This is a genomic window from Sulfurimonas sp. (assembly GCF_041583195.1).
In the GTDB taxonomy this organism is placed as follows: domain Bacteria; phylum Campylobacterota; class Campylobacteria; order Campylobacterales; family Sulfurimonadaceae; genus Sulfurimonas.
Genome location: NZ_JBFHGL010000001.1, coordinates 257,464 through 279,936, shown reverse-complemented (window position 1 = coordinate 279,936; position 22,473 = coordinate 257,464). Strand labels below are relative to the sequence as shown.

Here is a 22,473-nt window from a genome sequence, read left to right as displayed (position 1 = left end):
ATGGCATCTTATGGAAGCGGATTTGCACAAGGAATGAATGCAGGATCAAATATGATGAGCAATATAATAAATACTGCTCAAAGATCAAAGTTATTTAACCAAGCTCAACAAAAAGAAAAAACTACCAATAACCTCTTTAATGCTTATGGTGAAAAACAAGCTCAACTATACAATGATGCTAACTATCAAAGAGATCAAGAGTGGTATAACAATTTATCTGATGAACTAAGAGTAGAAGAAGATATACTACAGCAAAGAGCTACACAAGCACAAGAGCAATTAAAGCTATTTTCTAATGCTTCGCCTGGAGATATGACAAATTTAATAATGCAAGAGTATAAAGCTAATGGTGGAAAAATCAATGATAATACCTATATGTTAGCAAATGGTGTAGCTAATAAGCTTTTTGGTATCAAACAACAAGCTGCTAAATTAGAGCAAGACACTACACTCTTTGGTCTTAAAAAACAGAAGTATGAAAAAGAGATTAATACTTCACAATCAAATATTGGTAAACAGTTTGATGATTTTGGAATAGACAAAACAGAGGATAATTACAATAAATATAGTGGTCTATTCAGTCAAGGGAAAACACCTACTTCAATGACTGAATATAAATATGCTGTTAAAGATCATGGCTATAAAGGCACTTACACAGACTTCTTAAAATTTAAAAAACAAAGAGATAACGCTGCTCCATCATCTATAAGAGAGTATGACTATGCTGTTAAGAATCAAGGCTATAAAGGAACATATACAGACTTTCTAGCACTAAAAAAAGATCCTTTAACAGCATCTATCATTAATGAGATGGATGATAAGCAAGAAGCACCAAAACAAAAACCACAAACTAAGAAAAAAACGGTTGATGATATATTAAATAATTTATAGGAGTAGTATATGAGCTTATTACAAGAGACTATATACGATCCAAGATTTGAAAAACTAACACCTGAAAAGCAGGATGTAGCACTTAAAAGAGTTTGGGATTCATATACAGCAGATCAAGATTTTAGTGATGCAGATTTAGCAAAAATAGAAGATAAATTTAACAAAAAAGTTACTGAATATAAAACAGATATGGGCTTCAATAAGCCTATTGCAGAGATGGATAATCCTTTTAATCAGCTTCCACAAACTAAAGAAGAAGCAATATCTGCAGGTATAGAAGCAAAAAAACAGGCTGAATATCGCCAAGATTTTAATAGGTTTGAAGCTGAAAATCAGCCTTTACAAGATACTACACTTGATTTTGCCTTTGCTGCAGGTGGACTAACAAAAGCAGGAACAGGTTTATTCGGTAAAGCTATAGCTAAAACAGATGATGCTAGACAAGCAGCAGAAAAGTCAATAGCTGTAGGAAGTGCTTTTGCTAAAGGTGATATAGTAGGTAACGTAGCAGCTACAGGTGCTATAAATGCTACTAATGATCTTATGGGTAAAGACTTTCAACAAGAATACCCTCTTACTGCCGGAATTATTCAGATGGGTACAGGACTGTTATTTGGTGGCTATGCAGGTTACAAAGCTGAAAAAGCACACCTTGAAAAATATGCTAAATTGGGTGAAGCAGTAAAAAGTGGTAAAGTATCTCCACAAGATGCAGAAGAAGCACTACAAAACGAGGGTTTTGATGTAGCAGAGTTCCTAACTAAAACCAAAGCCACTAAAGCTAGTGATGATTTAGGATTGAACAATTTAGAGCCTACTTCTCAGACTATAGATCCTATAAATGTTCAAGCTAATGCAAATTTTGATACTAGAATAGACAACATCACTAAAGATGATCGCTTTAATGAGTTATTAGAGATGCGTAGAGGTGTATCTGCAAAAGAGAGCCAAAATCCTAACAATCTTATAACTGCAAGACAGATAAATACTCAAAACACCGGCAAAGGCTATGAAGTAGATGTTACACCGGCAACTTATGAAAAAAACTATAATTATGACTTCCACACTACAAAACAAGATGTGAAAGACTTTGAAAACGGAAAAATCACAGAGGACCTACTAAGTAAGCTAGAAGCGGATTTATCTACTTTAAAAAACGATCCTAATTGGAATCAAAAACCTGTTAATGAAATAGACTATAAAACTAAATTAGATGAGTTGGATGCAGAGCCTAATCCGTTTGATCAAGATTGGGAAAAAGCTAATATGCTCTTTAGCAGAGGGTTGGATAATGCAGCAGTAGCTACTTATGCCGGTGTAGAAATAGACGAAGATGGGAATATTACTTTAGATCCTGAAAAATTCATCATTGGTTTAGGTGGATATACTGTAGTAAAAACAGCACTTAAAAATAAGCAGGTTAGAGGTAAGCTAAAAGATATTCTAACTGATGCAGTAAACAAAGTGAATTTTAATCCAGAGATACAAAAGCAGGGCAATAGCTTAAATTCTATGTTTGTGGGTGCTAAAGGTGATGAAATTGGTGCTTTTAGTGATGTAGCTACCAAAAAGACTATGAGAGAGATAGATGATAATGCTGCTAAGTTCAAAGAAAATCTATACAAAGTAATTAATTCAGATCAAGAAGTAAAGTTAGGTGATATATTTCAACATGAAGAATTAGTGAATAAATACAACGATATAAATGATGTAAAAGTATCGTTTGATAGAAGTGCAGGAAAGTCCGGAGCAAGTTATAATCCTAGAGAGAATAAAATAACATTAAATGTAGGTGATTGGCAAGGCGAAAAAGATTTAAAATCTACACTCCTACATGAAGTGCAACACGCAGTTCAAAAACAAGAGGGATGGGCGAGAGGTGGCAGTCCTTTAACTTCAAGTGAGCAACTATCTAACGGTATGGAAAACTTCTACCGTAAAGAAATTTCAAGACTTGATAAAAAAGTTAAAGACGATTATGCTGCATATTATCAAGCTAAATGGGATGAACTAGATCAAAAGATAATAGATGAAAAATATCAAGAGTATAAATTCACAGAGACAGAACTTGAAGTAATAAGAGACGAGTTTCAAACCGCAAAATCTCATCAAAAATATAAAAATTATCAGAAACTATGGGGTGAACAACAGTCAAGAGCTACAGAACACCGTATGGATTATTCATCTAAACAGAGACAAGGTGAAGCATGGACTGAAACACTTGCTAAAGCAGAGGGTAAATATGAAGATCCTATCATTAAATATGATGATGGTGTAGCTATGATGTCACCTGTTAAATCAAAAGCTCAAAAAGAAAAAAGAGGTATCTGGAATGTAACATTTAATGGTAAAAATGCAACAGAAGTAAGAAAAAGCGATCTTGATTCAATAATTAAATACGAAAAAGGTTTTGAAAGTAACGGAAAAGGCTTTGGAGCTTTACATGTTGAAAAACACTTAGATAATGGAAGTGTAGGAGCAGTTAGCAAAGAGGAATTACTACAGATTGGTGAGGTAATTCGCAAAGGTGATATAAGTGAAAGCTACGGAAAAAATGTATATGAACTTACACAAGATGGCGTTAGCTTTAAAGTTGTAACAGGTAATACGAAAAATGGAAAAGAAAGAGTAATTACTTACTATTCTGATAGAAATATGGGAGAGGGTGCTGCTTCACCGGCAGCAATTACTTCAACCTCTCCTAATAAGACAATTATACCACAAAATAGCTTATTAGAGAAAAAGAAAGCTCAACGCTTAGAACAAGGACTTCCGGAGACAGGTGGAAGAAAGGTTTATTATCCGGATAGAGATAAAAACTACTTTTATCATCCAGAAAGTGATACTGTTTACTTTGAAGCAAGAGGTAAGTGGAGAGAGATGCCAAATGAAGATATTAGAAAAGACATTAAATATATCCATGATAACGGAGTTAAAGCCTTTAAAGAGAAGCAACTAGCGGATGATGAAGCATTTAAACAAGCAGTAAAAGAATCAGAAGCCAGAGAAGCATCAAAAAAAGATACTTACAAAATGGATCACACAGCTCCATCTAAAGATAGCGGAACTGCTGCACAAGACCTAACGGATGTTTATGGAGAAGATATATATTCTCCAAATGCTGCAAGATATTTTGGACATGGCAATAAAAATATGGATGATGAATCTGTAAAAATTATTCAAGCAGTAAGAGGTAAGCCATACGCTGATGTTACAATATATAGAGCAGTTCCTAAAGATCTTGATGTAAAAATAAATCCTGATGATTGGGTGACAACAAGTAAGACTTATGCTATAGAGCATGGGGATGGTCCTCTTAATGGAAACTATAAAATTTTAGAAATGAAAGTTAAAGCTAAAGACCTTTACACAGATGGAAACTCTATACATGAATGGGGATGGTCACCAGAAAAACAACCTGATGGAATGGTAGCTATGGCATCACCATCATTTAGTGGAGCTATTGCAGGTTTCGGTGAGGATGAAGATGGTAACTTAACTTTTGATCCAACTAAAGCACTTGCAGGTTTAGCAGTAACTGCAGGTGGCTATGCTTCATATAAAGCGTACAGAAAATTCAAAGCCGGTAAACTACCGGAAGCAGGTACACTTCCAGATGAGACTAAGCTGCAGTTTGCACAGCGTATGATGCAGGATAAATTCAACAGAGTTAAGCAGCTTATTAAAACAAAAGCAGGTAGTGATGAGATAGCAGATGCTATAAATCCTTATCAAACAGAAGAACTATATCATGGTAAAGTGGAAGCTAGAATATCAGACTTTGAAGCTGATACAGTAGAGCCTATTATGCAAAAGATAGCTGCTTCTAAAGTGTCTATAGATGATTTAGATGAGTATCTTCATGCAAGACACGCTATTGAGCGTAACAAACGTATATACGAGCTTAACGGAAAAGAGTTTGGTAGTGGTATGCGTGATGATTTAGCAGAAGCGATCATCAGAAAATATGCTGACAATAAAGAACTTAATGAAGTTGCTCAAATGGTTTACAAGATGAACAGTGACAGATTGAAACTTCTTTACACAGAGGGATTAGAGAATGAAGATTTTATCAGAAAAATAGATGAAACTTACGATAACTATGTACCTCTAAAGCGTATTATGGATAATAATGGTCCTGCTATGCGTACAGGTAGAGGTTTTGATGTAAAAGGTAAAGAGATCAAACGTGCTAAAGGTAGTGATAGAGCAGTAGAATCGCCACTTATGCACTCAATCTTAGCATACCAGGAAACAATCATAAGAGCAGAGAAAAACAAAGTTGGTAAGTCATTCCTAGACTTCATAGAAAAATACCCTGATCAAAGCTTATATGAAGTTAGCGGAGTAAGACACACACCTATGTATAATAATATGGGTGAGGTAGTAGGTATGAATCCTAACTACCAATTAGCTGATAATGTTATGCACGTTAAAGTAGATGGAAAAACTAAAGAGATAGTGATTCACGATCCTGCACTTGCAAGTGCTTTTAAAAACCTAAATGCTGAACAGATGGGTAGTCTAATGAGAGGGGTGCAAAAAGTAGTTAGATTTTTAGCATCTGTAAATACACAATACAATCCGGAGTTCGTAGTATCAAACTTTGAGAGAGACTTACAAACAGCTATGATCAATATGCCGGATAATATCAAAGTCAATAGAGCTAAGATATTAAAAGATGTAGGACCTGCAATAAAAGGTATATTTGGAGCAGAAAGAGGTAGAAACTCTAACGAGTGGAGCAAAATCTTCATGGATATGAAGCGAAACGGTGGTACTACAGGATGGTTAGAGCAGTACAATGTATCTGACATGAAAGCAAGAAGCCAAGCGATCATAGATAAATATAACGGAGAGTTAGCACCAAAACAAGCGTTTAAAGCAGTTCTACAATATGTTGATGATATGAATACTGCAGTAGAAAATGGAGTTAGAACAGTAGCTTATAAAATGGCACTTGATAGTGGACTAAGTAAACAAAAGGCTGCATCAATAGCTAAAAATCTAACTGTAAACTTCAACCGTAAAGGTGAAAAAGGTACTCTTATGAATACTATGTATATGTTCTACAATGCAAGTATTCAAGGTACTACCAGAATGTTCAAAGCACTAAAAGATAGCAATAAAGCAAAAGGTATAGCAGCAGCTATAGCCGGAACAGGATATGGATTATCTATGTATAACCAAAGTGTTAATGCTGATGAATACGACAAAATTCCAAGCTATGTAAAAGATACTTCATATATCTTTATGAATGAAGATGGAAGCTATAAAACTATCAAAATTCCATACGGATATAATGTGTTTAAATCTATGGGAGATATAGCTGCAGAGTATGAAAAAGGCGAAATAAAAGCAGGTGATATACCAAAAAGAGTTCTTAGTCTAATGGCTAATGCTTTTTCACCTATCTCTACTGCACCGGAATTAGAACAAATGTTTACACCTACTGTAGCAAGACCTTTTCAAGACCTGGCTATGAATAAAAACTTTTATGGTGGTAACATCAAACCAAATGATAATCCGTTTGCTATAAACAATAAAGCAGAAGCATACAACCATACTAAAAACGCTACAGAAGCATCTAAAGGTATAGCTAAAACACTAAATACTGCTACAGGCGGTGATCAGTTCAATAGTGGAGCTATAGACATATCACCAAATACATTAGATTATTTGTTTGAATATGCTACCGGTGGATTAGGTAAGTTTATAAGCAGATCTGCAGATGCTGCAGTAAAATCTTACAAAGGTGAGGACCTAGATGTAAATAAAATTCCTTTTGTGAGAGCAGCAGTCGGAGAGACAAGAGAAAAAGCTGCACTATACAAAGTGATCAATATGTATAAAGATAGCGGAACTAACATCTATACTAAAAATCAGCAAGATAGATTTTATCGTTTTGCTAAAGAAGCTGTTAAAGCAAAACACATGGATGTATCAAGCTATAAAAAAATGGTTAAAGGTTTCAGAGAGAATCAAGCTCTTAAAGAGTGGAGTAAAAAATGGAACATTCAAAGTTATGATGATGCTAAGAAAAATAAAGATGCGATCAGAGATGCAATAAAAAGTGGAGTAAAGATAAAACAGATTAAAGATTTTTATATAAAAAAGGATCAGTAGTGTACCTTTTTTGTACCTTTTTTTGTCAATAGAATGTCAAGAGAAATAAGTCAAAGTTGTTTATAGAGAATATTTGACTTTAAATTTAGGCTTTGTCTATGACAAATATTAAGGTATGTATTCTTTCCTTTTAGATATTATACATCAATAAATAAATTATAAAATGTTTTGAAGGAGTTAGAGTGTTTTATTCCCCAGATATCGCAAAGTTATTATTAAGAGTAAGTGTAGGTGTTTTGATGTTGTTCCACGGCTTTGAAAAAGTGATCAACGGTATTAGCGGTGTTCGTTATCTTACGACAAATGCAGGGTTACCGGAATTTTTTGCTTATGGAGTATTTATTGGTGAGCTTGTTTTTCCGGTGTTGATTATCTTAGGTTTATATGCAAGAATAGCATCAGTAGGACTAGCGTTTAATATGTTAATGGCTATATTGTTAGCTCATAGTTCAACTCTGTTTGAGCTTGGAAAACACGGTGCTCCTACTTTTGAACTCCCATTTTTATATCTAATTATGTGTATATCTATCTTTATGTTAGGTAGTGGAAAATATGCAGTAAACGCAAAGTAAAACTATAAATGTTTTACTTTGATCTTCGAATTTAAACTCCAACCAATTAAAATCATTATCCCCATAACTAAGTAAACTGGAATTACAGAATATATATACCCAAGATAAACAAGCCATAATAGTATAGCTCCAAGCGGAGTAGGTACACCTGTAAAGTAATTTTCAACTTGTCCTGCATCTGCATTTATATTAAAGTATATAAGACGTCTTAAACCTGATATAACGTAGTAGATACTTATTGCTCCAGCAACTATAATTAGATTACCAATATTTGCATTAGCATATACAGCTTCAAAAATTAAAAATACAGGTACGAGAACAAAACTTAAAAAGTCTGCAAAACTATCTAATTGAATTCCAAATTCATTTGACAAACCGTATTTTCTAGCTATTTTTCCATCAAATATATCGAAAGCTCCGCCTATCCATGCCATAATAATTGCTACAAAAAAGTTTTGTTCAGTTATAAAATAAACGGCTAATAGACCAGCTGTGATATTTACAAACGTAAACATGTTTGCAAGATTAAATTGAGAAGAAGAAGTAAAAAGAAATTTCATTTGTTACCTTGAAGCATTTTATCGCGTTATTATATCAAAAAGAGAGAAAAGTTTATTTACATATTTTAAAACATTAACAATATATGTTTAAGTTGAATGTAATATATTTAGGAATAAAATGTATAAGAAGTTTTAATAACATGGGAGTCTTAATGTTAAAAAATATAAAAATAAATACTGTTTTATATGGAGCAGCTGGAGTTGTTTTAGCTGTCATCATGATCAACTTAATACTAACTTTTACAAATGTTAATGATGTCAAAAATAAAATTGTTGAAAAAAGAACAGAGATATTGCCTCATGCATTTAATTTTTTAAATTTAAAAATAAATGTGATTCAGGTGCAGCAGTGGTTAACGGATATATCTGCTACAAGAGCAAAAGAGGGATTTGATGATGGGTTTAGTGAAGCCGAAAACTATTTTAATGCCGGTAATAAACTGCTTGATCATATGATAGCTGAGCATATTAAGTATCAAGAGCCTGAGATGGTTCAGGAACTAAAAGATTTTAAATCTAATTTTGCAAATTATTATAAAATAGGTCAGAAAATGGCGCATACCTATATTGACTTTGGTGCAGAAGAGGGTAACAAAATGATGTTAGAACTCGATCCTTATGCAGAAAAACTTTCAAACAAATTAGAATTCTGGATAAAAGAGCATATGGAGGAAAACGAAAAAGCTGCCGATAAAATAGCTCAAAGTAATGAGTATATTTTACATCAGACTTTAACAACAGGATTCTTGTTAATCGTAACTATAATAGCGGCATTTTTAGCAATAGGTGCAATTATAGTAAGTATAAAATCTATCCATGAACACTTAAAGAAGATGGAAGGACTAGACCTTTCTGAAGAATTGAAAATAGAAGGGAAAAATGAGATAGCAGATATTGCAATCTCATTAAATACTGTAACAAAAGAGATATCGAAAGTTCTATATTCTATACATCAGACATCTGAGGAAAACGTTTCAATATCAGAGCAGTTAACAAAATCTTCAATGGCTGTTGGAAATAATATAAAATTATCAAGTGATATTGTTATAGAGACAACTAATACTACGAAAGATATACAGGATGAAATAGTTGTCTATGTAGAAGAAGCTAAAAAAACAAAAGAAGAAGTAGTTAAGGCTAATGAAAAACTTAATGTTGCTAAAAATGAGATCATAAATATTTCTCAAAAAGTACATAAAGCTTCAGAGTTAGAAACTGAAGTTACACATAAAATTCAAACACTTTCTCAAGAAGCTGAACAAGTTAAAGAGGTTTTAACTGTTATAAATGATATCGCAGATCAAACAAATCTTTTAGCTTTAAATGCAGCTATTGAAGCGGCTCGCGCAGGTGAACACGGACGAGGTTTTGCTGTTGTTGCAGATGAGGTTAGAAAACTGGCTGAGCGTACACAGAAATCACTCTCAGAAATATCTGCAACAATAAACGTAATTGTGCAGTCTATAATGGAAATCAGTTCTGAAATGAATAGTAACTCAAAAGATATTGAAGAATTGTCGATAGTTTCTCAAAATATCCAAGCTAGTATAGGAGAAGTGACTGAGGTTATGAATAAAGCAGTTGAGTCAAATGATGAATCAACAAATAACTTCATAGTTACAGGTGAGCATATGAATAGAGTCAGGGATGAGGTTAATAAAATAAATGAGTTCTCGCAAAGCAATGCTACAAGTGCAAGTGAAATGAGTGATGCATCTACTCATTTATTAAATCTTACTAGTAAATTGAATGAGCAGATAGATAAATTTAAAACATAAATGATAATTACTATCAATATTAAGCATACTTTAATTTGATATTAATTATCATTACATAAATTAAAAGAGGTAAAGTTATGAAAAAAATAGTATATTCGATAGTTACGTGTAGCTTATTAGTAAGTTCTCTAAGTGCAGAACAAGATTCTAACTCGGTTGATAGTTTTAAAGCAATGTTTCAAGAGGGTAAAACAAGCGGTCAGCTTAGAGCTATGTATGTATCTCAAGATCCTAAAGAAACAGCTGCAACAGATACTTATGCTACAGCTGCAGGTGCTTATTTGAAGTTTGAAACAGCTAAGTACAATGGTATAAATGGAGCAGTTGCTTTAACATACTCTGAAGACATCAAAAAAGCATCTGGTGATTTGGATAAAAATAAAAGAAATGATGAACTTTCATCAAGCGATGGAAGATATGCACAACTAAGTGAAGCTTATTTAGCATATGAAGGGCGTTTTTTAGATTATAAGTTTGGTCGTCAAGTTATAGATACACCACTTGCAGACAGTGATGATATACGTATGGTACAAAACAGTTTTGAAGCTGTGACTGCTGAATATAAATCAGACAGTTTAAATGTATTTATGGGCTATCTTAACAGATGGCAGGGTGTTGATGCTGGGCTTGATGATGAGTGGGTGAATACTGGACATAATGGTACTACATTTATAGGTGCTTCATATTCAAATATTATAGATGCTCAGCTTTGGTACTACGGCATTAACGGAGGTGAAAATGCAAATCACGCTGTTTATGCAGAGTTGTCGTATACACATGAGTTTTCAGAAGATATAGGTTTATCTGTTGCAGCGCAATACTTGAATGAGTCTGAACAAGATAAAAGTGCAATTGAAGCAAATATATATGGTGCAATGGTAGAATTAAGTGTAAGTGATTTAACTGTTGGTGCAGCTTATAATGAGTCTTCAAAAGAGAAAAACAAAAGCAGTTTCTCAGGTTTTGGAGGTGGTGCATTATTTACGAGCATGGATATTATGATTCTTGATGAGATCACTGCAGACAGAGATGCTACTTCTTATGTTGGCGGTGCTTCATATGCATTGGGAGATTTTTCTCTATTTTATGCTTACGGTGATTTTAAAGGTGATCCGGATTCAGTTGGAGATAAAGCACATATTGTAGAACAAGATATGGGTGTAGAATACAATTACAATGATGAGTTTGCAGCTTATGTAATCTATGTTAAGAGTGAAGATAGACTAAGCAGTGTAACTAATGAAAACGACTGGGAACATGTAAGGGTTATGGCTAGTTACAGTTTTTAGGGAATACATATTGTATCGATAATATCAGTAATATAAAAAGTATAATTTTGAAAACTATTATCAATTTTTATCTTTTTTTAATATGATATTCATTATCATTATAAAAATACTTTAAAGAAACAAAATGAAAACACTATATGATTGTAAAAAAGATGACAAAGTAAAAGTTATTAAACTATATGCTGACACAGAATTAAAGCAAAGACTTATCTCTTTTGGAATTATGAAAGAGTCGATTTTAGATGTTTTAGAACATACGACTACAAAAAGCAATATCGAGATTAAAGTCGGTAAAACAAGACTAGCACTAAGAAGTGCTGAAGCGAAAATGATAGAGGTAGAAAAACTGTGAATACAGAACCAAAAGTTTGTCCTGTAACAGCTGACCATATAAAGGTAGCACTAGTTGGACAACCAAATGTTGGTAAGAGTATGCTTATCAACTCAATCTCAAATGCACACTTACATGTAGGTAATTTTACCGGTGTAACGGTTGAGAAATCAGAAGTACTTTTTGATTATAAAGATTACCATTTTACGGTAGTTGATCTTCCTGGTACTTATGCTTTTACAGATTATACGATTGAAGAGAGAGTTACTCATGACTATTTGTGTGATAAAGGGTATGACTTAATAGTCAATGTTGTGGATTCAACAAATTTAGAGAAAAACCTGCAACTTACATCAGAGCTTATGACTCTAGGTAAGAATCTGGTTATCGCACTAAATATGAGTGATGAAGCGGAAAAAGAGGGCATAAACATTTTAGAAAAATATATGTCTAAATTAGTCGGTGTACCTTGTGTAAAAGTATCAGCTGCTACAAAAAAAGGTATAGATGATCTACTAGAAGCGATTTTAGAAGAATCACAAAAAGAGATTAAAACTCCTAAGTTAATTTTTAGTGAGGCTGTCGAGCAGGAGATCACAACAATCGCTACTCATCTAGAAAAACATAAATTTGAGTCAAGAAACCTTTATAGAAATATTGCTATTAATCTATTAAAGAATAATAAACAAACGTATGCAAGACTTCATGATGATCCTGTTTGGACAGAGTTACAGCCTGTTTTACTTGAAGCAACAAAACACATAGAACTGCATCATGACAGTGATGATGTTAAAGAGGCGTTTGCAGAAGAATATGCTTCTTTTAACAGAGGTATAGTTGCAGAAGTTCTTATACAAGAAAAAGTCGAAGAAAAAAAGACTTTAACAGAAAAGATTGATAGTGTTTTGATCCATCAATTTTTTGGTATACCGATATTCTTATTTTTTATGTGGTCGTTGTTTCAACTAACATTTGAAATTGGTTCGATTCCTATGGACTGGATAGACTCTTTTTTTGGTTGGGCCGGTGAAACAATAGGTGCAACAATTGCAAATGATGATGTTCGATCACTTGTGGTTGATGGTCTCATTGCCGGAGTAGGGGCAGTTGTACTTTTTGTTCCAAATATTGTGATTTTATTTATAGGTATAGCGCTTCTTGAGTCAACAGGTTATATGGCAAGGGTAGCATTTTTATTAGATGGGTTTTTCCATAGATTTGGAATGCACGGACAGAGTTTTATACCACTTGTAACAGGTTTTGGGTGTTCAATTCCAGCGTATATGAGTGCAAGAATATTAAAAAATGATCGTGACAGACTTTTAACACTGTTTATTATAGGTTTTATGTCATGTGGTGCAAGACTACCTGTATATGTACTTTTCGCAGGAGCTTTTTTCTCTGAACAGATGGCAGGGAATGTGCTATTTGGAATATATATAGGTGGGGCTATACTTGGTTTAATAGCAGCTAAAATACTAAAACTTACTGCGTTTAAAGGTGTAGATGAGCCTTTTGTTATGGAGATGCCAAAGTATCGTTTGCCGTCATTAAAACTAATTTGGCACACGGTTGTTACAAAAACGTTGATGTATCTTAAAAAAGCAGGTACTTTTATAGCTGCTGCATCTATGTTAATTTGGTTTTTAAGTAACTACCCACATAATTTGGAACTTGAGAAGAGTTTTGAGTCTAAGATTGAGCTAGCTAAAAGTGACGATGAAGCCGCTCGATTAGAAAATGCTTTAGCTGAAGAGTTGTTAGAACAAAGTTATCTAGGTAAAATCGGTAAATTTACAGAACCTATATTTGCACCTTTAGGGTTTGACTGGAAGATGAATGTTGCACTTCAAACTGGACTTGCTGCAAAAGAGGTTGTTGTTTCGACTTTAGGAGTATTATATTCACTTGGTGATAGTGTTGATGAAGAAAACCGCTCCCTTAAAAATATAATTAAAAATGAAATTAGTTTTGCATCAGCAATGGCATTTATAGTAGTAGTTATGGTTTATCTTCCATGTTTAGCTGCATCTATAGTGTTTACTCGTGAAGCTGGACATGTAAAGTATTTCTTTTATTTGTTAGGATTTACATCAATAGTTGCATATCTGTTAGGATTTATAACTTATAATGTTGTTTCAATGTTAATTTGAAATAACAATTAAATAAGGTAGAATCTTTTCATGAAAAAAATACTAATGATAGAAGATGATCTTGAACTTGCTGAGATACTTACAGAGTATCTTGAGCAGTTTGAGTTTAAAGTTATTACAGAAGATGACCCTTTTAAGGCAGTAAGTATATTAAAACTAGAGCCTTTTGACTTGGTAATATTAGACCTTACTTTACCGGGAATGGATGGTTTAGAAGTTTGTGAAGCAATTCGTGAGCGTCAAGATATCCCTATAATTATCTCAAGTGCAAGAAGTGATGTTACGGACAAAGTAAAAGCTCTTGAACTTGGAGCTGATGATTATCTACCAAAACCTTATGACCCGAGAGAACTTGAAGCTCGCATTCAGTCGGTTCTACGTCGTTATGCTGCGAAAGTAGAAGCTAAAGAGGAATCAAAATCGGATTTTAAATGTGATAAGTCTTCAATGACGATCACTTATAAAAATAGAAATATTGAACTTACAAATGCAGAGTTTGGAATACTTTCATATATGATCTCAAAACAAGGTTTAGTAGTATCCCGTGAGGATTTAATCCATAATGTAAATGCAATTAATGAAGACTCTTCAAATAAAAGTATAGACGTAATGGTTGGGCGTATTAGAAATAAACTTGGTGATAAAACACTAATTGAATCAGTTCGCGGTGTCGGATACAAGCTACTTAAATAGATGATACAACGCCACGGAGTTTTAATAACTGTACTATTTGCACTTATAGTGTCTATTATAAGTGTAAGTGCAGTTTTTTGGGAGTTTCATAAACTTAACAAACAACAATACATAGACCATATTTTTACAAAACAAGCCATAATCTCTCAAATATTTAGACAACATAAACAACGTAGCACTTCAGAGATTATGCTTGAAGCAAACTTGGCTGTATATAAAATCAACATAATAGATCAAAATAAAATTGAAGATATTTTAGAAAAAGGTGAGTTCTTAAAACAAAAAGGGGAAAAGAGTGTAGATACCCAGATGCTAATGAATTCACAAGGTTTTTTAACAAAAAAAATTGTCCGTGACTACACAACCTCTATGTTCTCATATAAAAATACAATATATTTTTATCTTCAAACACCTGATAGTTCTCTTCTTTTACAGGATGAAGAGTTACAGCCTTACAGATATTTTAATCTATTATATACATATACGACAGTTTTACTTATTATATTTATCTCATTTTTTCTAATACTTCAAAGGTTACGCCCACTTATTCGTTTAAGAAGAAAAATTGCCGTATATGGTGATGGAAATATGAATATAAGTTTTAAGATGAAAGGGAATGATGAGATCGCTTCAATAGCAAATGAACTTGAAGCTACAAAAGACAAGATTAACAATATAATGGATTCTCGTACACTGTTTCTAAGAAATATTATGCATGAACTAAAAACACCTATTGCAAAAGGAACGATTGCAACACAGATGCTAAAAACCGATAAACAGCGTGACAGGTTTAGCTCAATATTTGGGCGACTGGAGTGTTTGGTTAATGAATTTGCTTTAATAGAAGAAGTTACAAGTTTAGGTGATAAAACAGAGTTTAAAGAGTATAGAGTTGTTGACATAATAGATGGTGCTATAGATATGGCTATGGTTGAGCGTGAGAGTGTTGATGTAGATATTGATACAAGTGTAAAAGTAAATGTTAACTACAGGCTTTATACTACGGCTATAAAAAATATGATAGACAATGCTATAAAATACTCACCGGATAAAAAAGTTAAGATAAGGATGATCAACAATGAACTCTCTTTTGAGAGTAAAGGTGAGTGTTTAAAACATCCACTAAAATTTTATATAGAACCGTTTACAAAAGAGAACCCTTCAAAAAATAGTTTTGGCTTAGGACTATACCTGGTAGACTCCATACTCAAGGCGCATAACAGAGTTCTAGCCCATGAATATGAAAACGGAATGAATAGATTTATATTTGCGTAAGAGTAAATGTGTAAACTAACGTAATGAGAAATTTAGCAAAATTAAGAAAACGCGTTAAATTCATTATATTTATCGTTTTCCCTCTTTCTTTTTTTATGTTTGGATGGCTTAGTCACTCTGCTTATTATCCTGTGCATGAGATCAAAAAACCTACAGTTTTAGACACAATTAAAAAAAATAAAGTTTTAAATGTTGTTCTGTTAAATGCTCCTAGTACATACTATATAGGTGCAGGCGGAGCACAAGGTTTTGAATATGATCTGCTAAAAGATTATGCAAACCATTTAGGTGTAAAGTTAAATATAACATCTGCAAATACTGTTAAAGAAGCAATAGAATTAAGTAAACAAGAAGATATACATATTACATCATCAGCTTTGGCAAAAACACCTCAAAGGGAAAAACGTTTTAACTTCGGTCCATCTTATTTTGAGGTTCAAGAACAAGTTATTTGTAACAGGGCTATGATTAAGTCCGGCAGGTTTCCGCGTACAGTTGAAGATTTAGACGGGCTAAAAATAATGGTAGGGGAAGATACAAGTTACAGTGAAACAATAGTATCTCTCCAAAATGACGGTTTTGATATAAATGCGAGTTTTACATCTGAGTATTCTACAGAAGAACTTTTAGAAATGGTAGCAAATGAGCAGATTGATTGTACACTGGCTGCTTCAAATATATATTCATTAAATCAAAGATATTTCACTGAGATAGCTTCAGCTTTTACTATAAGCGGACGTGAACAATTAGCCTGGGTATTGGCACCAAATTCAAAAGAACTTGAAGCAGATATGTATTCATGGTTAAATTCTTATAACCAAAGCGGTCGTATGGCCGAGTTAAAAGATCATTACTACTCACACATTTTATATTTTGATTACTACGATACAAAGATGTTTTATAAGCGTATTAAGTCAAGATTACCTAGATATGAAAAATATTTCCAAAAAGCTGAGAAGGAATATGGCATACCTTGGAAACTGATTGCTGCTCAGTCATATCAAGAATCACATTGGAATCCTAGGGCTAAAAGCTTTACAGGTGTTCGAGGACTTATGATGTTAACACTATCTACTGCAAAACATCTTGGTGTTAAAAACAGGCTTGATCCGAAACAGAGCATAATGGGTGGAGTAAGACATCTTAAGCAGATGATCAAAGCAGTACCGCCTGAGGTTGAGGGTGAAAACCGTATAAAGTTTGCATTAGCTGCATATAATATAGGTATGGGACACATTAAAGATGCACAAGTTTTAGCTGCTAAATTCGGTCTTGATAAAAATATTTGGAGTGATTTAAAAGCGGTACTGCCGCTTCTTTCACAAAAAAGATATTACAGATCTTTAAAATACGGTTATGCAAGAGGTAGTGAACCTGTGAGATATGTTGAATCAATCTATGATTATAAAGATATATTAGAAAATTATACAAATGAACAAGGTGATCAAAATATAAGTGTTAATCAATAAAGGTATACAAGCATAAGTTTTATTCAGAATCATTAAAACTTATGCTTGTATAATGCCATAATAATTAAAAAAGAGGAAAATAAAGATGAAACTAAAAAATTTAAACTTACTAGCTATTGGTCTTTTACTTTCAAGCAGTAATGCCTTAGCAGATTTAAAAAACGATAAAATAACTTTAAAACCAAATATGACTTTGCAATATAACAAAGGACAAAAATCAGTTGATTCAATAACTGATATGTTCTCAGAAGGTGAATTCTATGGAAGACTTAGAGTAAATACTTTCAAATGGGACTGGTCTAAAAGTGCAGCAGGCTTAGATAATAAAGCATTAGGTGTGGGAGGTAGTTTTGTGTATAAATCTGCTAAACTTTCAGGCTTTAGTGCAACAGTAGGTTTATACACTTCGCAAAATCCATCTTTTTATAGAATGGAAGTTCATGAAGTTGGTGATGTAAAAGCTGGTAAAGATACTTTTAGCCGCTACGATACTGATGCTACCGGAAAATTTGGAATGAGTGTACTTGGTCAAGCTTATTTACAATATGACGTTTCAAAAACATCACTTAAAGTTGGACGTCAACTTTTTGAATCTGTTTTTACAAAATCAAATGATACAAAGATGATACCAAATACATTTGACGGTGTTAGTGCTACTATAAAAGAACTACCTCAAACTACGATACAGCTAGCATATTTTACAGCACAAAAGCTTCGTGATCATACAAGTTCTCATGACGTCTTAGCAGTAAACGGATGGGTTGAAAATGATGATTCAGCAATTAATAAAAGTTTAACAACTACTTTGATTGGACATAAAAATGAACTAATAATCGCAACTATTACAAATACTTCTGTTAATAATTTAAAAGCAAACCTAAGTGTTGCAAATGTACCGGATGTTATTACAAACGTAACGGCAGAAGCCCACTATGCGATACCGGTAGGTAGTTTTAAAGTGGTTCCAGGTGTTAGATATATGCAGCAGTTCGATAACTTAGATACTACTGCAAACGTAGCTTGTTTAAAAGGTTTAGATGAGACAGTCGGTTATAAAAAACCAACAGATTTAGACTCAAGTCTTTTAGCCTTAAGATTAGATGTTAAAGATAAAGCATTTTTAGCAAGACTTGGTTACTCTGAAATTGCAGATGAAGCAGATATTATTGCTCCTTGGCGTGGATTCCCAACAGGTGGGTTTACTCGTGCAATGGCACAGTATAACTGGTATGCAAATACAAAAACTTATATGGCAAGAGTCGGGTATGATTTTGACAAAGCAGGAATATTAGACGGTTTTAATATTTTCGCACGTTACGCAATTCAAGATTTTGATGACAAAAAAGATAGTGTTCAGGCTGATACAAATATATTACATGTAGATGCTATGCAAAATATAGGTGATAATCTTCAGGCTAAAGTTAGAGTCGGTTTAGTAAGTGCGGATGATAAAATATTAAAGTCTAACGGGACATCATACAAAACAGATGTATCTTACAACGAATACCGTTTTGAATTAAACTACTTCTTCTAAAAAAAGAGCTCTTTTATAGAGCCTCTTTTGTTTCACCAATCTCGCTTAAAAAAGTTTCCATATCGTATTTTACACGATACTCGGGTGTCATTATGTGGATCAGTATATCTCCAAGGTCAACTACAACCCAGTCACCGCTTTCATCTACATTGCTGATTTTTTCATCAGCTTTTAAATCTTTTCTTAAATGGTCAAGAAGTGCTAAAGTATGACGGCCACCTAAAGATGTTGCTATAATCGCAGTATCTACTATGTATTCTTTATCGCTTAAGTCAAATACTTCTATTGATTCAGCTTTGTTTTTATCTAGAATTTCTACTATTTTTTTAACTCTGTTTTGCAATTTTACCTCTAATTTCTGTAGATGAAATATTTTCATCAACATTTAGTGTTATATATTTTTTTGGAATCTCAATATTATCTCTTGTAGCTACTATAAAAGTAACTAACTTTTTTAGTTGGTCATAATCCTGCCATTTATCTAATGAAGCAAGATTGTCGGCACCAATTATCAAGTATATCTTATCGTACGTTTTAAGCAGATGTTTTACAGTTACTATTGAAGCTGTTTTTTGTTTTTTTAAAACTTCAAAATCTGATACTTCAACATTATCATAATCTTTGAACATCTCTTTGACTAAGTTTAATCTTTGATCAGCTTTAAGATGAGATTTTGATTTAAAAGGGTTTAGATAGGTTGGCATAACTACCACCTTGTCAATTTCTTTTAAATTTTGTGCAGCTTCTACAATAGCTTTATGTCCGTTATGCGGGGGATCAAATGATCCACCAAAAAGTGCGATTGATTCCATATTTAAACGCAATTATAGCTAAGTTTTGCTAAAATTGGAGAATTTATTTAATCAGGATTTAAAATGGCACTTAAAATAGCAATAAATGGTTTTGGAAGAATAGGTCGTTGTGTTGCAAGAATAGCAGCTTCAAGAGCTGATGTTGAAATTGTAGCTATCAATGATATGGCTAGTATAGATATGATGTTGTATCTTCTTAAAAATGACTCAGTTCACGGTACGTTTAGTAGTGATATTGAGCAAGTTAATGAAAATACTATTTCAATTGATGGGCAAAATATTCGTATATTCAGTGACCGTGATCCTAAAAAATTGGATTTTGCATCTTGTGGTGCTGATATGGTTTTAGAGTGTACAGGTGTATTTTTAACTCAAGAATCTGCTCAAGTTCATATTGATAACGGTGTTGAAAAAGTTCTTTTCTCAGCTCCTGCAAAAGATAAAGAAACAGCTACTTTTGTTATGGGTGTAAATGAACATTTATATGATGGACAGAAGATAGTGTCTAATGCATCATGTACTACAAACTGTTTAGGTCCTGTTGCAAAAGTTCTTGATGATGCATTTGGTATTGAGAAAGGTCTTATGACTACTATTCACTCATATACTAATGATCAAAACATCCTTGATGTTAAGCACTCAAAAGATAAGCGTCGTGCTCGTGCTGGTGCCATCAACATGATCCCTACAACTACTGGTGCTGCAAAAGCAATCGGTTTAGTTCTTCCTCAACTTCTAGGAAAACTACACGGTCAGTCTGTACGTGTGCCTACACCTAATGTATCTATGGTTGATTTAAATGTTGTAGTTGGTAAAAAAACTACAAAAGAGGAAGTTACTGACGTATTTAACAAAGCGGCAGAGACTAACTTAAAAGGCCTTTTACTTATGGATAAAGATATGCGTGTATCTCAAGACTTTGTAGGTTGTGAGTACAGCTCAATAGTTGCAGAAGATCTAACTCAAGTGATCGATGGTGATATGGTAAAAGTTATGGCATGGTATGACAACGAATGGGGTTATTCTATGCGTTTACTAGACATGGCTGTACATATTTCAAAATAAGGGTTTAGGATTTGGAATTACTAAATATAAAAGATTTAGATTTAGAAAATAAAAAAGTATTTATACGTTGTGATTTTAACGTACCTATGGATGAACACTCAAATATCTCTGATGACAGACGTATCCGTTCAGCTATAGCTACAATTAACTATTGTTTAGATCAAAAATGTGCAGTTATTTTAGCTTCTCACTTAGGTCGTCCAAAAGGTGAAGTTGTTGAAAAGTTTTCATTGGCACCTGTCGCTCGCAGACTTAACCATCTTTTAAAAAGAGATGTTGTTATAGCTAAAGATGTAGTTGGTGAAGATGCAATTGCTAAAGCTAAGGCTCTAAAGAGCGGTGAAGTTTTACTTTTAGAGAATTTGCGTTATGAGCCAGGTGAAACAAACAACGATGAAGAACTGTCTAAAAAACTTGCATCTATGGCTGAGTACTATGTAAATGATGCATTTGGTGTATCACACCGTGCCCACTCATCTGTTGAAGGGATAACTAAGTTTTTCGACAATAAGCATAAAGCTGCAGGATTCTTACTATCTAAAGAGATTCAATTCTTTGGAAAAATCATTGAAAACCCTGTTCGTCCATTTGCTGCTATTGTAGGAGGAAGTAAAGTTTCAGGGAAACTTGAAGCACTTGTAAATTTACTACCAAAAGTTGATAAAATATTTATCGGTGGCGGTATGGCCTTTACTTTCTTAAAACAGTTAGGTTACGACATTGGTGCTTCGCTTGTTGAAGATGATCTTCTAGGAGAAGCTCAAAAAATTATGGATGAAGCTAAGAAACTTGGTGTTAAGTTTTATCTTCCTGTAGATGTTATTGCAGCTGAGAAGTTTGAAGCTGATTCAGTTATTAAAATAGTTACAGCTCAGGAGATTCCTCATGAGTGGATGGGACTTGATATAGGTCCTGCAACTGTTAGACTTTATCGCGAAGGTCTTAACGATGTACAAACTGTACTATGGAATGGTCCAATGGGTGTTTATGAGATGGATAGATTTGCTCGAGGGTCTAGCAAAATTGCTAACTTTGTAGCAGATAGCTATGCTACTACTGTTGTAGGTGGTGGTGATACTGCTGATTTAGTACAAAGAGTTGGTCTTGGTGAAGAGATGACTTTTATCTCTACAGGCGGTGGAGCATCTCTTGAATTATTAGAGGGTAAAGTACTTCCTGGTGTAGCTCAGCTTATAAAGGAATAAATATGATAATCGCATCTAACCTTAAAACTAATCTTACTCGTGAAAAAACTATATCTTACCTGATGGATGTAGAAAATTTTTTAGATAAGAATAACTCAGACCAAGAAATATATGTTTTTCCTGCACAGAGTTCACTAAATCCACATCATGGAAAAGTAGTTCAAGGTGCACAAAATGCTTATGCTACACAAAACGGAGCTTTTACAGGAGAGATAGGTTTAGAGCAACTAGAAGAGTTTGATGTAAAAACTATTTTAATCGGTCATTCTGAAAGACGCCATATACTAGGTGAGTCTCAAGAAAAGTTGGTTGAGAAATTTAACTTTTATAAATCACATGGATTTAAAATTGTATATTGTGTAGGTGAGCCTTTAGAAGTAAGAGAACAGGGTGAAGATGTAATGATGAAGTATCTTGAACTTCAGTATGAAGGGATTGATACATCTTACGATAAGCTGATAATAGCTTATGAACCTGTTTGGGCTATTGGAACAGGGCTTACACCGACTTTAGAAGATATATCAAAAATACATTTAAAGCTAAAAGAAAAATCATCTGCACCTCTTTTATATGGTGGAAGTGTAAAAGTTGAAACGGCTCGTGATATTCTTGCCTGTGATGGTGTTGATGGTGTACTTGTAGGAAGTGGTGCACTAAAAGTTGAAAATTTTTGTCAAATGATAAAGTTCGCTGAAGAACTAAATAACAATTAAGGAATAT

Annotated in this window: 16 protein-coding genes and 1 pseudogene; 14 read left to right on the top strand and 3 right to left on the bottom strand. The window is 33.5% G+C overall.

All coding sequences use genetic code 11. The features are described from left to right. From ABZA65_RS01375 to ABZA65_RS01365, 3 genes are all read left to right on the top strand, one after another. The gene (locus tag ABZA65_RS01375) at window positions 1–891 is read left to right on the top strand and encodes a hypothetical protein (protein ID WP_373069804.1); all 891 of its coding nucleotides are present in this window, start codon (window positions 1–3) and stop codon (window positions 889–891) included. Window positions 892–900: 9 nt separating this feature from the next. After that, complete coding sequence (locus ABZA65_RS01370) at window positions 901–7,017, top strand: LPD38 domain-containing protein (protein WP_373069802.1); 6,117 nt, start codon at window positions 901–903, stop codon at window positions 7,015–7,017. A 182-nt stretch (window positions 7,018–7,199) separates the two neighbouring features. Continuing rightward, the gene (locus ABZA65_RS01365; protein ID WP_373069800.1) at window positions 7,200–7,589 is read left to right on the top strand and encodes a DoxX family protein; all 390 of its coding nucleotides are present in this window, start codon (window positions 7,200–7,202) and stop codon (window positions 7,587–7,589) included. 2 nt (window positions 7,590–7,591) lie between these two features. Here the strand turns inward: ABZA65_RS01365 and ABZA65_RS01360 are convergent, their stop codons facing one another. Beyond that, window positions 7,592–8,149 (bottom strand): phosphatidylcholine/phosphatidylserine synthase, encoded by a 558-nt coding sequence (locus tag ABZA65_RS01360; protein WP_373069798.1) that lies wholly within the window; start codon window positions 8,147–8,149, stop codon window positions 7,592–7,594. Between the two features lie 1,274 nt (window positions 8,150–9,423). Between ABZA65_RS01360 and ABZA65_RS01355 the strand changes: the two are divergent. From ABZA65_RS01355 to ABZA65_RS01320, 8 genes and pseudogenes are all read left to right on the top strand, one after another. Then, window positions 9,424–9,619, top strand: a pseudogene (locus tag ABZA65_RS01355) (methyl-accepting chemotaxis protein); the annotation flags it as partial. A gap of 385 nt (window positions 9,620–10,004) precedes the next feature. Continuing rightward, window positions 10,005–11,216 carry a hypothetical protein gene (locus ABZA65_RS01350; RefSeq protein ID WP_373069796.1) on the top strand — a complete coding sequence of 404 codons (1,212 nt, stop codon included), beginning with the start codon at window positions 10,005–10,007 and terminating at the stop codon, window positions 11,214–11,216. A gap of 124 nt (window positions 11,217–11,340) precedes the next feature. Then, complete coding sequence (locus ABZA65_RS01345; protein ID WP_373069794.1) at window positions 11,341–11,568, top strand: ferrous iron transport protein A; 228 nt, start codon at window positions 11,341–11,343, stop codon at window positions 11,566–11,568. Next, entirely contained in the window at window positions 11,565–13,700 is a 2,136-nt protein-coding gene (gene feoB / locus ABZA65_RS01340; protein ID WP_373069792.1) for a ferrous iron transport protein B, read from the top strand. The genes ABZA65_RS01345 and feoB overlap by 4 nt, the downstream gene beginning before the upstream one ends. A 30-nt stretch (window positions 13,701–13,730) precedes the next feature. After that, a complete protein-coding gene (locus ABZA65_RS01335; protein WP_373069790.1) occupies window positions 13,731–14,393 on the top strand; it encodes a response regulator transcription factor in 663 nt (220 codons plus the stop codon). Then, a complete protein-coding gene (locus ABZA65_RS01330) occupies window positions 14,394–15,668 on the top strand; it encodes an ArsS family sensor histidine kinase (protein WP_373069788.1) in 1,275 nt (424 codons plus the stop codon). A gap of 23 nt (window positions 15,669–15,691) precedes the next feature. Next, window positions 15,692–17,137 carry a membrane-bound lytic murein transglycosylase MltF gene (gene mltF / locus ABZA65_RS01325; RefSeq protein ID WP_373069786.1) on the top strand — a complete coding sequence of 482 codons (1,446 nt, stop codon included), beginning with the start codon at window positions 15,692–15,694 and terminating at the stop codon, window positions 17,135–17,137. Between the two features lie 85 nt (window positions 17,138–17,222). Next, window positions 17,223–18,671 (top strand): OprD family outer membrane porin, encoded by a 1,449-nt coding sequence (locus ABZA65_RS01320; protein WP_373069784.1) that lies wholly within the window; start codon window positions 17,223–17,225, stop codon window positions 18,669–18,671. A 13-nt stretch (window positions 18,672–18,684) separates the two neighbouring features. Here ABZA65_RS01320 and rsfS read toward each other — a convergent pair whose 3' ends face one another. Both rsfS and nadD read right to left on the bottom strand, forming a co-directional pair. Next, window positions 18,685–19,014, bottom strand: coding sequence for a ribosome silencing factor (gene rsfS, locus ABZA65_RS01315; RefSeq protein WP_373069782.1), 330 nt, complete (start codon window positions 19,012–19,014; stop codon window positions 18,685–18,687). Further along, complete coding sequence (nadD, locus tag ABZA65_RS01310) at window positions 18,998–19,483, bottom strand: nicotinate (nicotinamide) nucleotide adenylyltransferase (protein WP_373069780.1); 486 nt, start codon at window positions 19,481–19,483, stop codon at window positions 18,998–19,000. The genes rsfS and nadD overlap by 17 nt, the downstream gene beginning before the upstream one ends. Before the next feature lie 63 nt (window positions 19,484–19,546). Here nadD and gap point away from each other — a divergent pair, with 63 nt between their 5' ends. From gap to ABZA65_RS01295, 3 genes are read left to right on the top strand one after another with little or no spacing between them, the layout of a single operon-like run. Beyond that, the gene (gene gap, locus ABZA65_RS01305; RefSeq protein WP_373069778.1) at window positions 19,547–20,548 is read left to right on the top strand and encodes a type I glyceraldehyde-3-phosphate dehydrogenase; all 1,002 of its coding nucleotides are present in this window, start codon (window positions 19,547–19,549) and stop codon (window positions 20,546–20,548) included. Window positions 20,549–20,559: 11 nt separating this feature from the next. After that, window positions 20,560–21,753, top strand: a complete 1,194-nt coding sequence (gene pgk / locus ABZA65_RS01300) for a phosphoglycerate kinase (RefSeq protein ID WP_373069776.1) — start codon at window positions 20,560–20,562, stop codon at window positions 21,751–21,753. 2 nt (window positions 21,754–21,755) lie between these two features. Next, the gene (locus tag ABZA65_RS01295) at window positions 21,756–22,466 is read left to right on the top strand and encodes a triose-phosphate isomerase (protein WP_373069774.1); all 711 of its coding nucleotides are present in this window, start codon (window positions 21,756–21,758) and stop codon (window positions 22,464–22,466) included. Window positions 22,467–22,473 lie beyond the last annotated feature (7 nt).

What these genes read in the sequence shown, in the direction of transcription:
- ABZA65_RS01375 (WP_373069804.1), top strand. Translation starts at nt 1, where the DNA reads ATGGCATCTTATGGAAGCGGATTTGCACAAGGAATGAATGCAGGATCA.
- ABZA65_RS01370 (WP_373069802.1), top strand. Translation starts at nt 901, where the DNA reads ATGAGCTTATTACAAGAGACTATATACGATCCAAGATTTGAAAAACTA.
- ABZA65_RS01360 (WP_373069798.1), bottom strand. Translation starts at nt 8,149, where the DNA reads ATGAAATTTCTTTTTACTTCTTCTTCTCAATTTAATCTTGCAAACATG.
- ABZA65_RS01350 (WP_373069796.1), top strand. Translation starts at nt 10,005, where the DNA reads ATGAAAAAAATAGTATATTCGATAGTTACGTGTAGCTTATTAGTAAGT.
- ABZA65_RS01345 (WP_373069794.1), top strand. Translation starts at nt 11,341, where the DNA reads ATGAAAACACTATATGATTGTAAAAAAGATGACAAAGTAAAAGTTATT.
- ABZA65_RS01335 (WP_373069790.1), top strand. Translation starts at nt 13,731, where the DNA reads ATGAAAAAAATACTAATGATAGAAGATGATCTTGAACTTGCTGAGATA.
- ABZA65_RS01330 (WP_373069788.1), top strand. Translation starts at nt 14,394, where the DNA reads ATGATACAACGCCACGGAGTTTTAATAACTGTACTATTTGCACTTATA.
- mltF (WP_373069786.1), top strand. Translation starts at nt 15,692, where the DNA reads ATGAGAAATTTAGCAAAATTAAGAAAACGCGTTAAATTCATTATATTT.
- ABZA65_RS01320 (WP_373069784.1), top strand. Translation starts at nt 17,223, where the DNA reads ATGAAACTAAAAAATTTAAACTTACTAGCTATTGGTCTTTTACTTTCA.
- nadD (WP_373069780.1), bottom strand. Translation starts at nt 19,483, where the DNA reads ATGGAATCAATCGCACTTTTTGGTGGATCATTTGATCCCCCGCATAAC.
- gap (WP_373069778.1), top strand. Translation starts at nt 19,547, where the DNA reads ATGGCACTTAAAATAGCAATAAATGGTTTTGGAAGAATAGGTCGTTGT.
- ABZA65_RS01295 (WP_373069774.1), top strand. Translation starts at nt 21,756, where the DNA reads ATGATAATCGCATCTAACCTTAAAACTAATCTTACTCGTGAAAAAACT.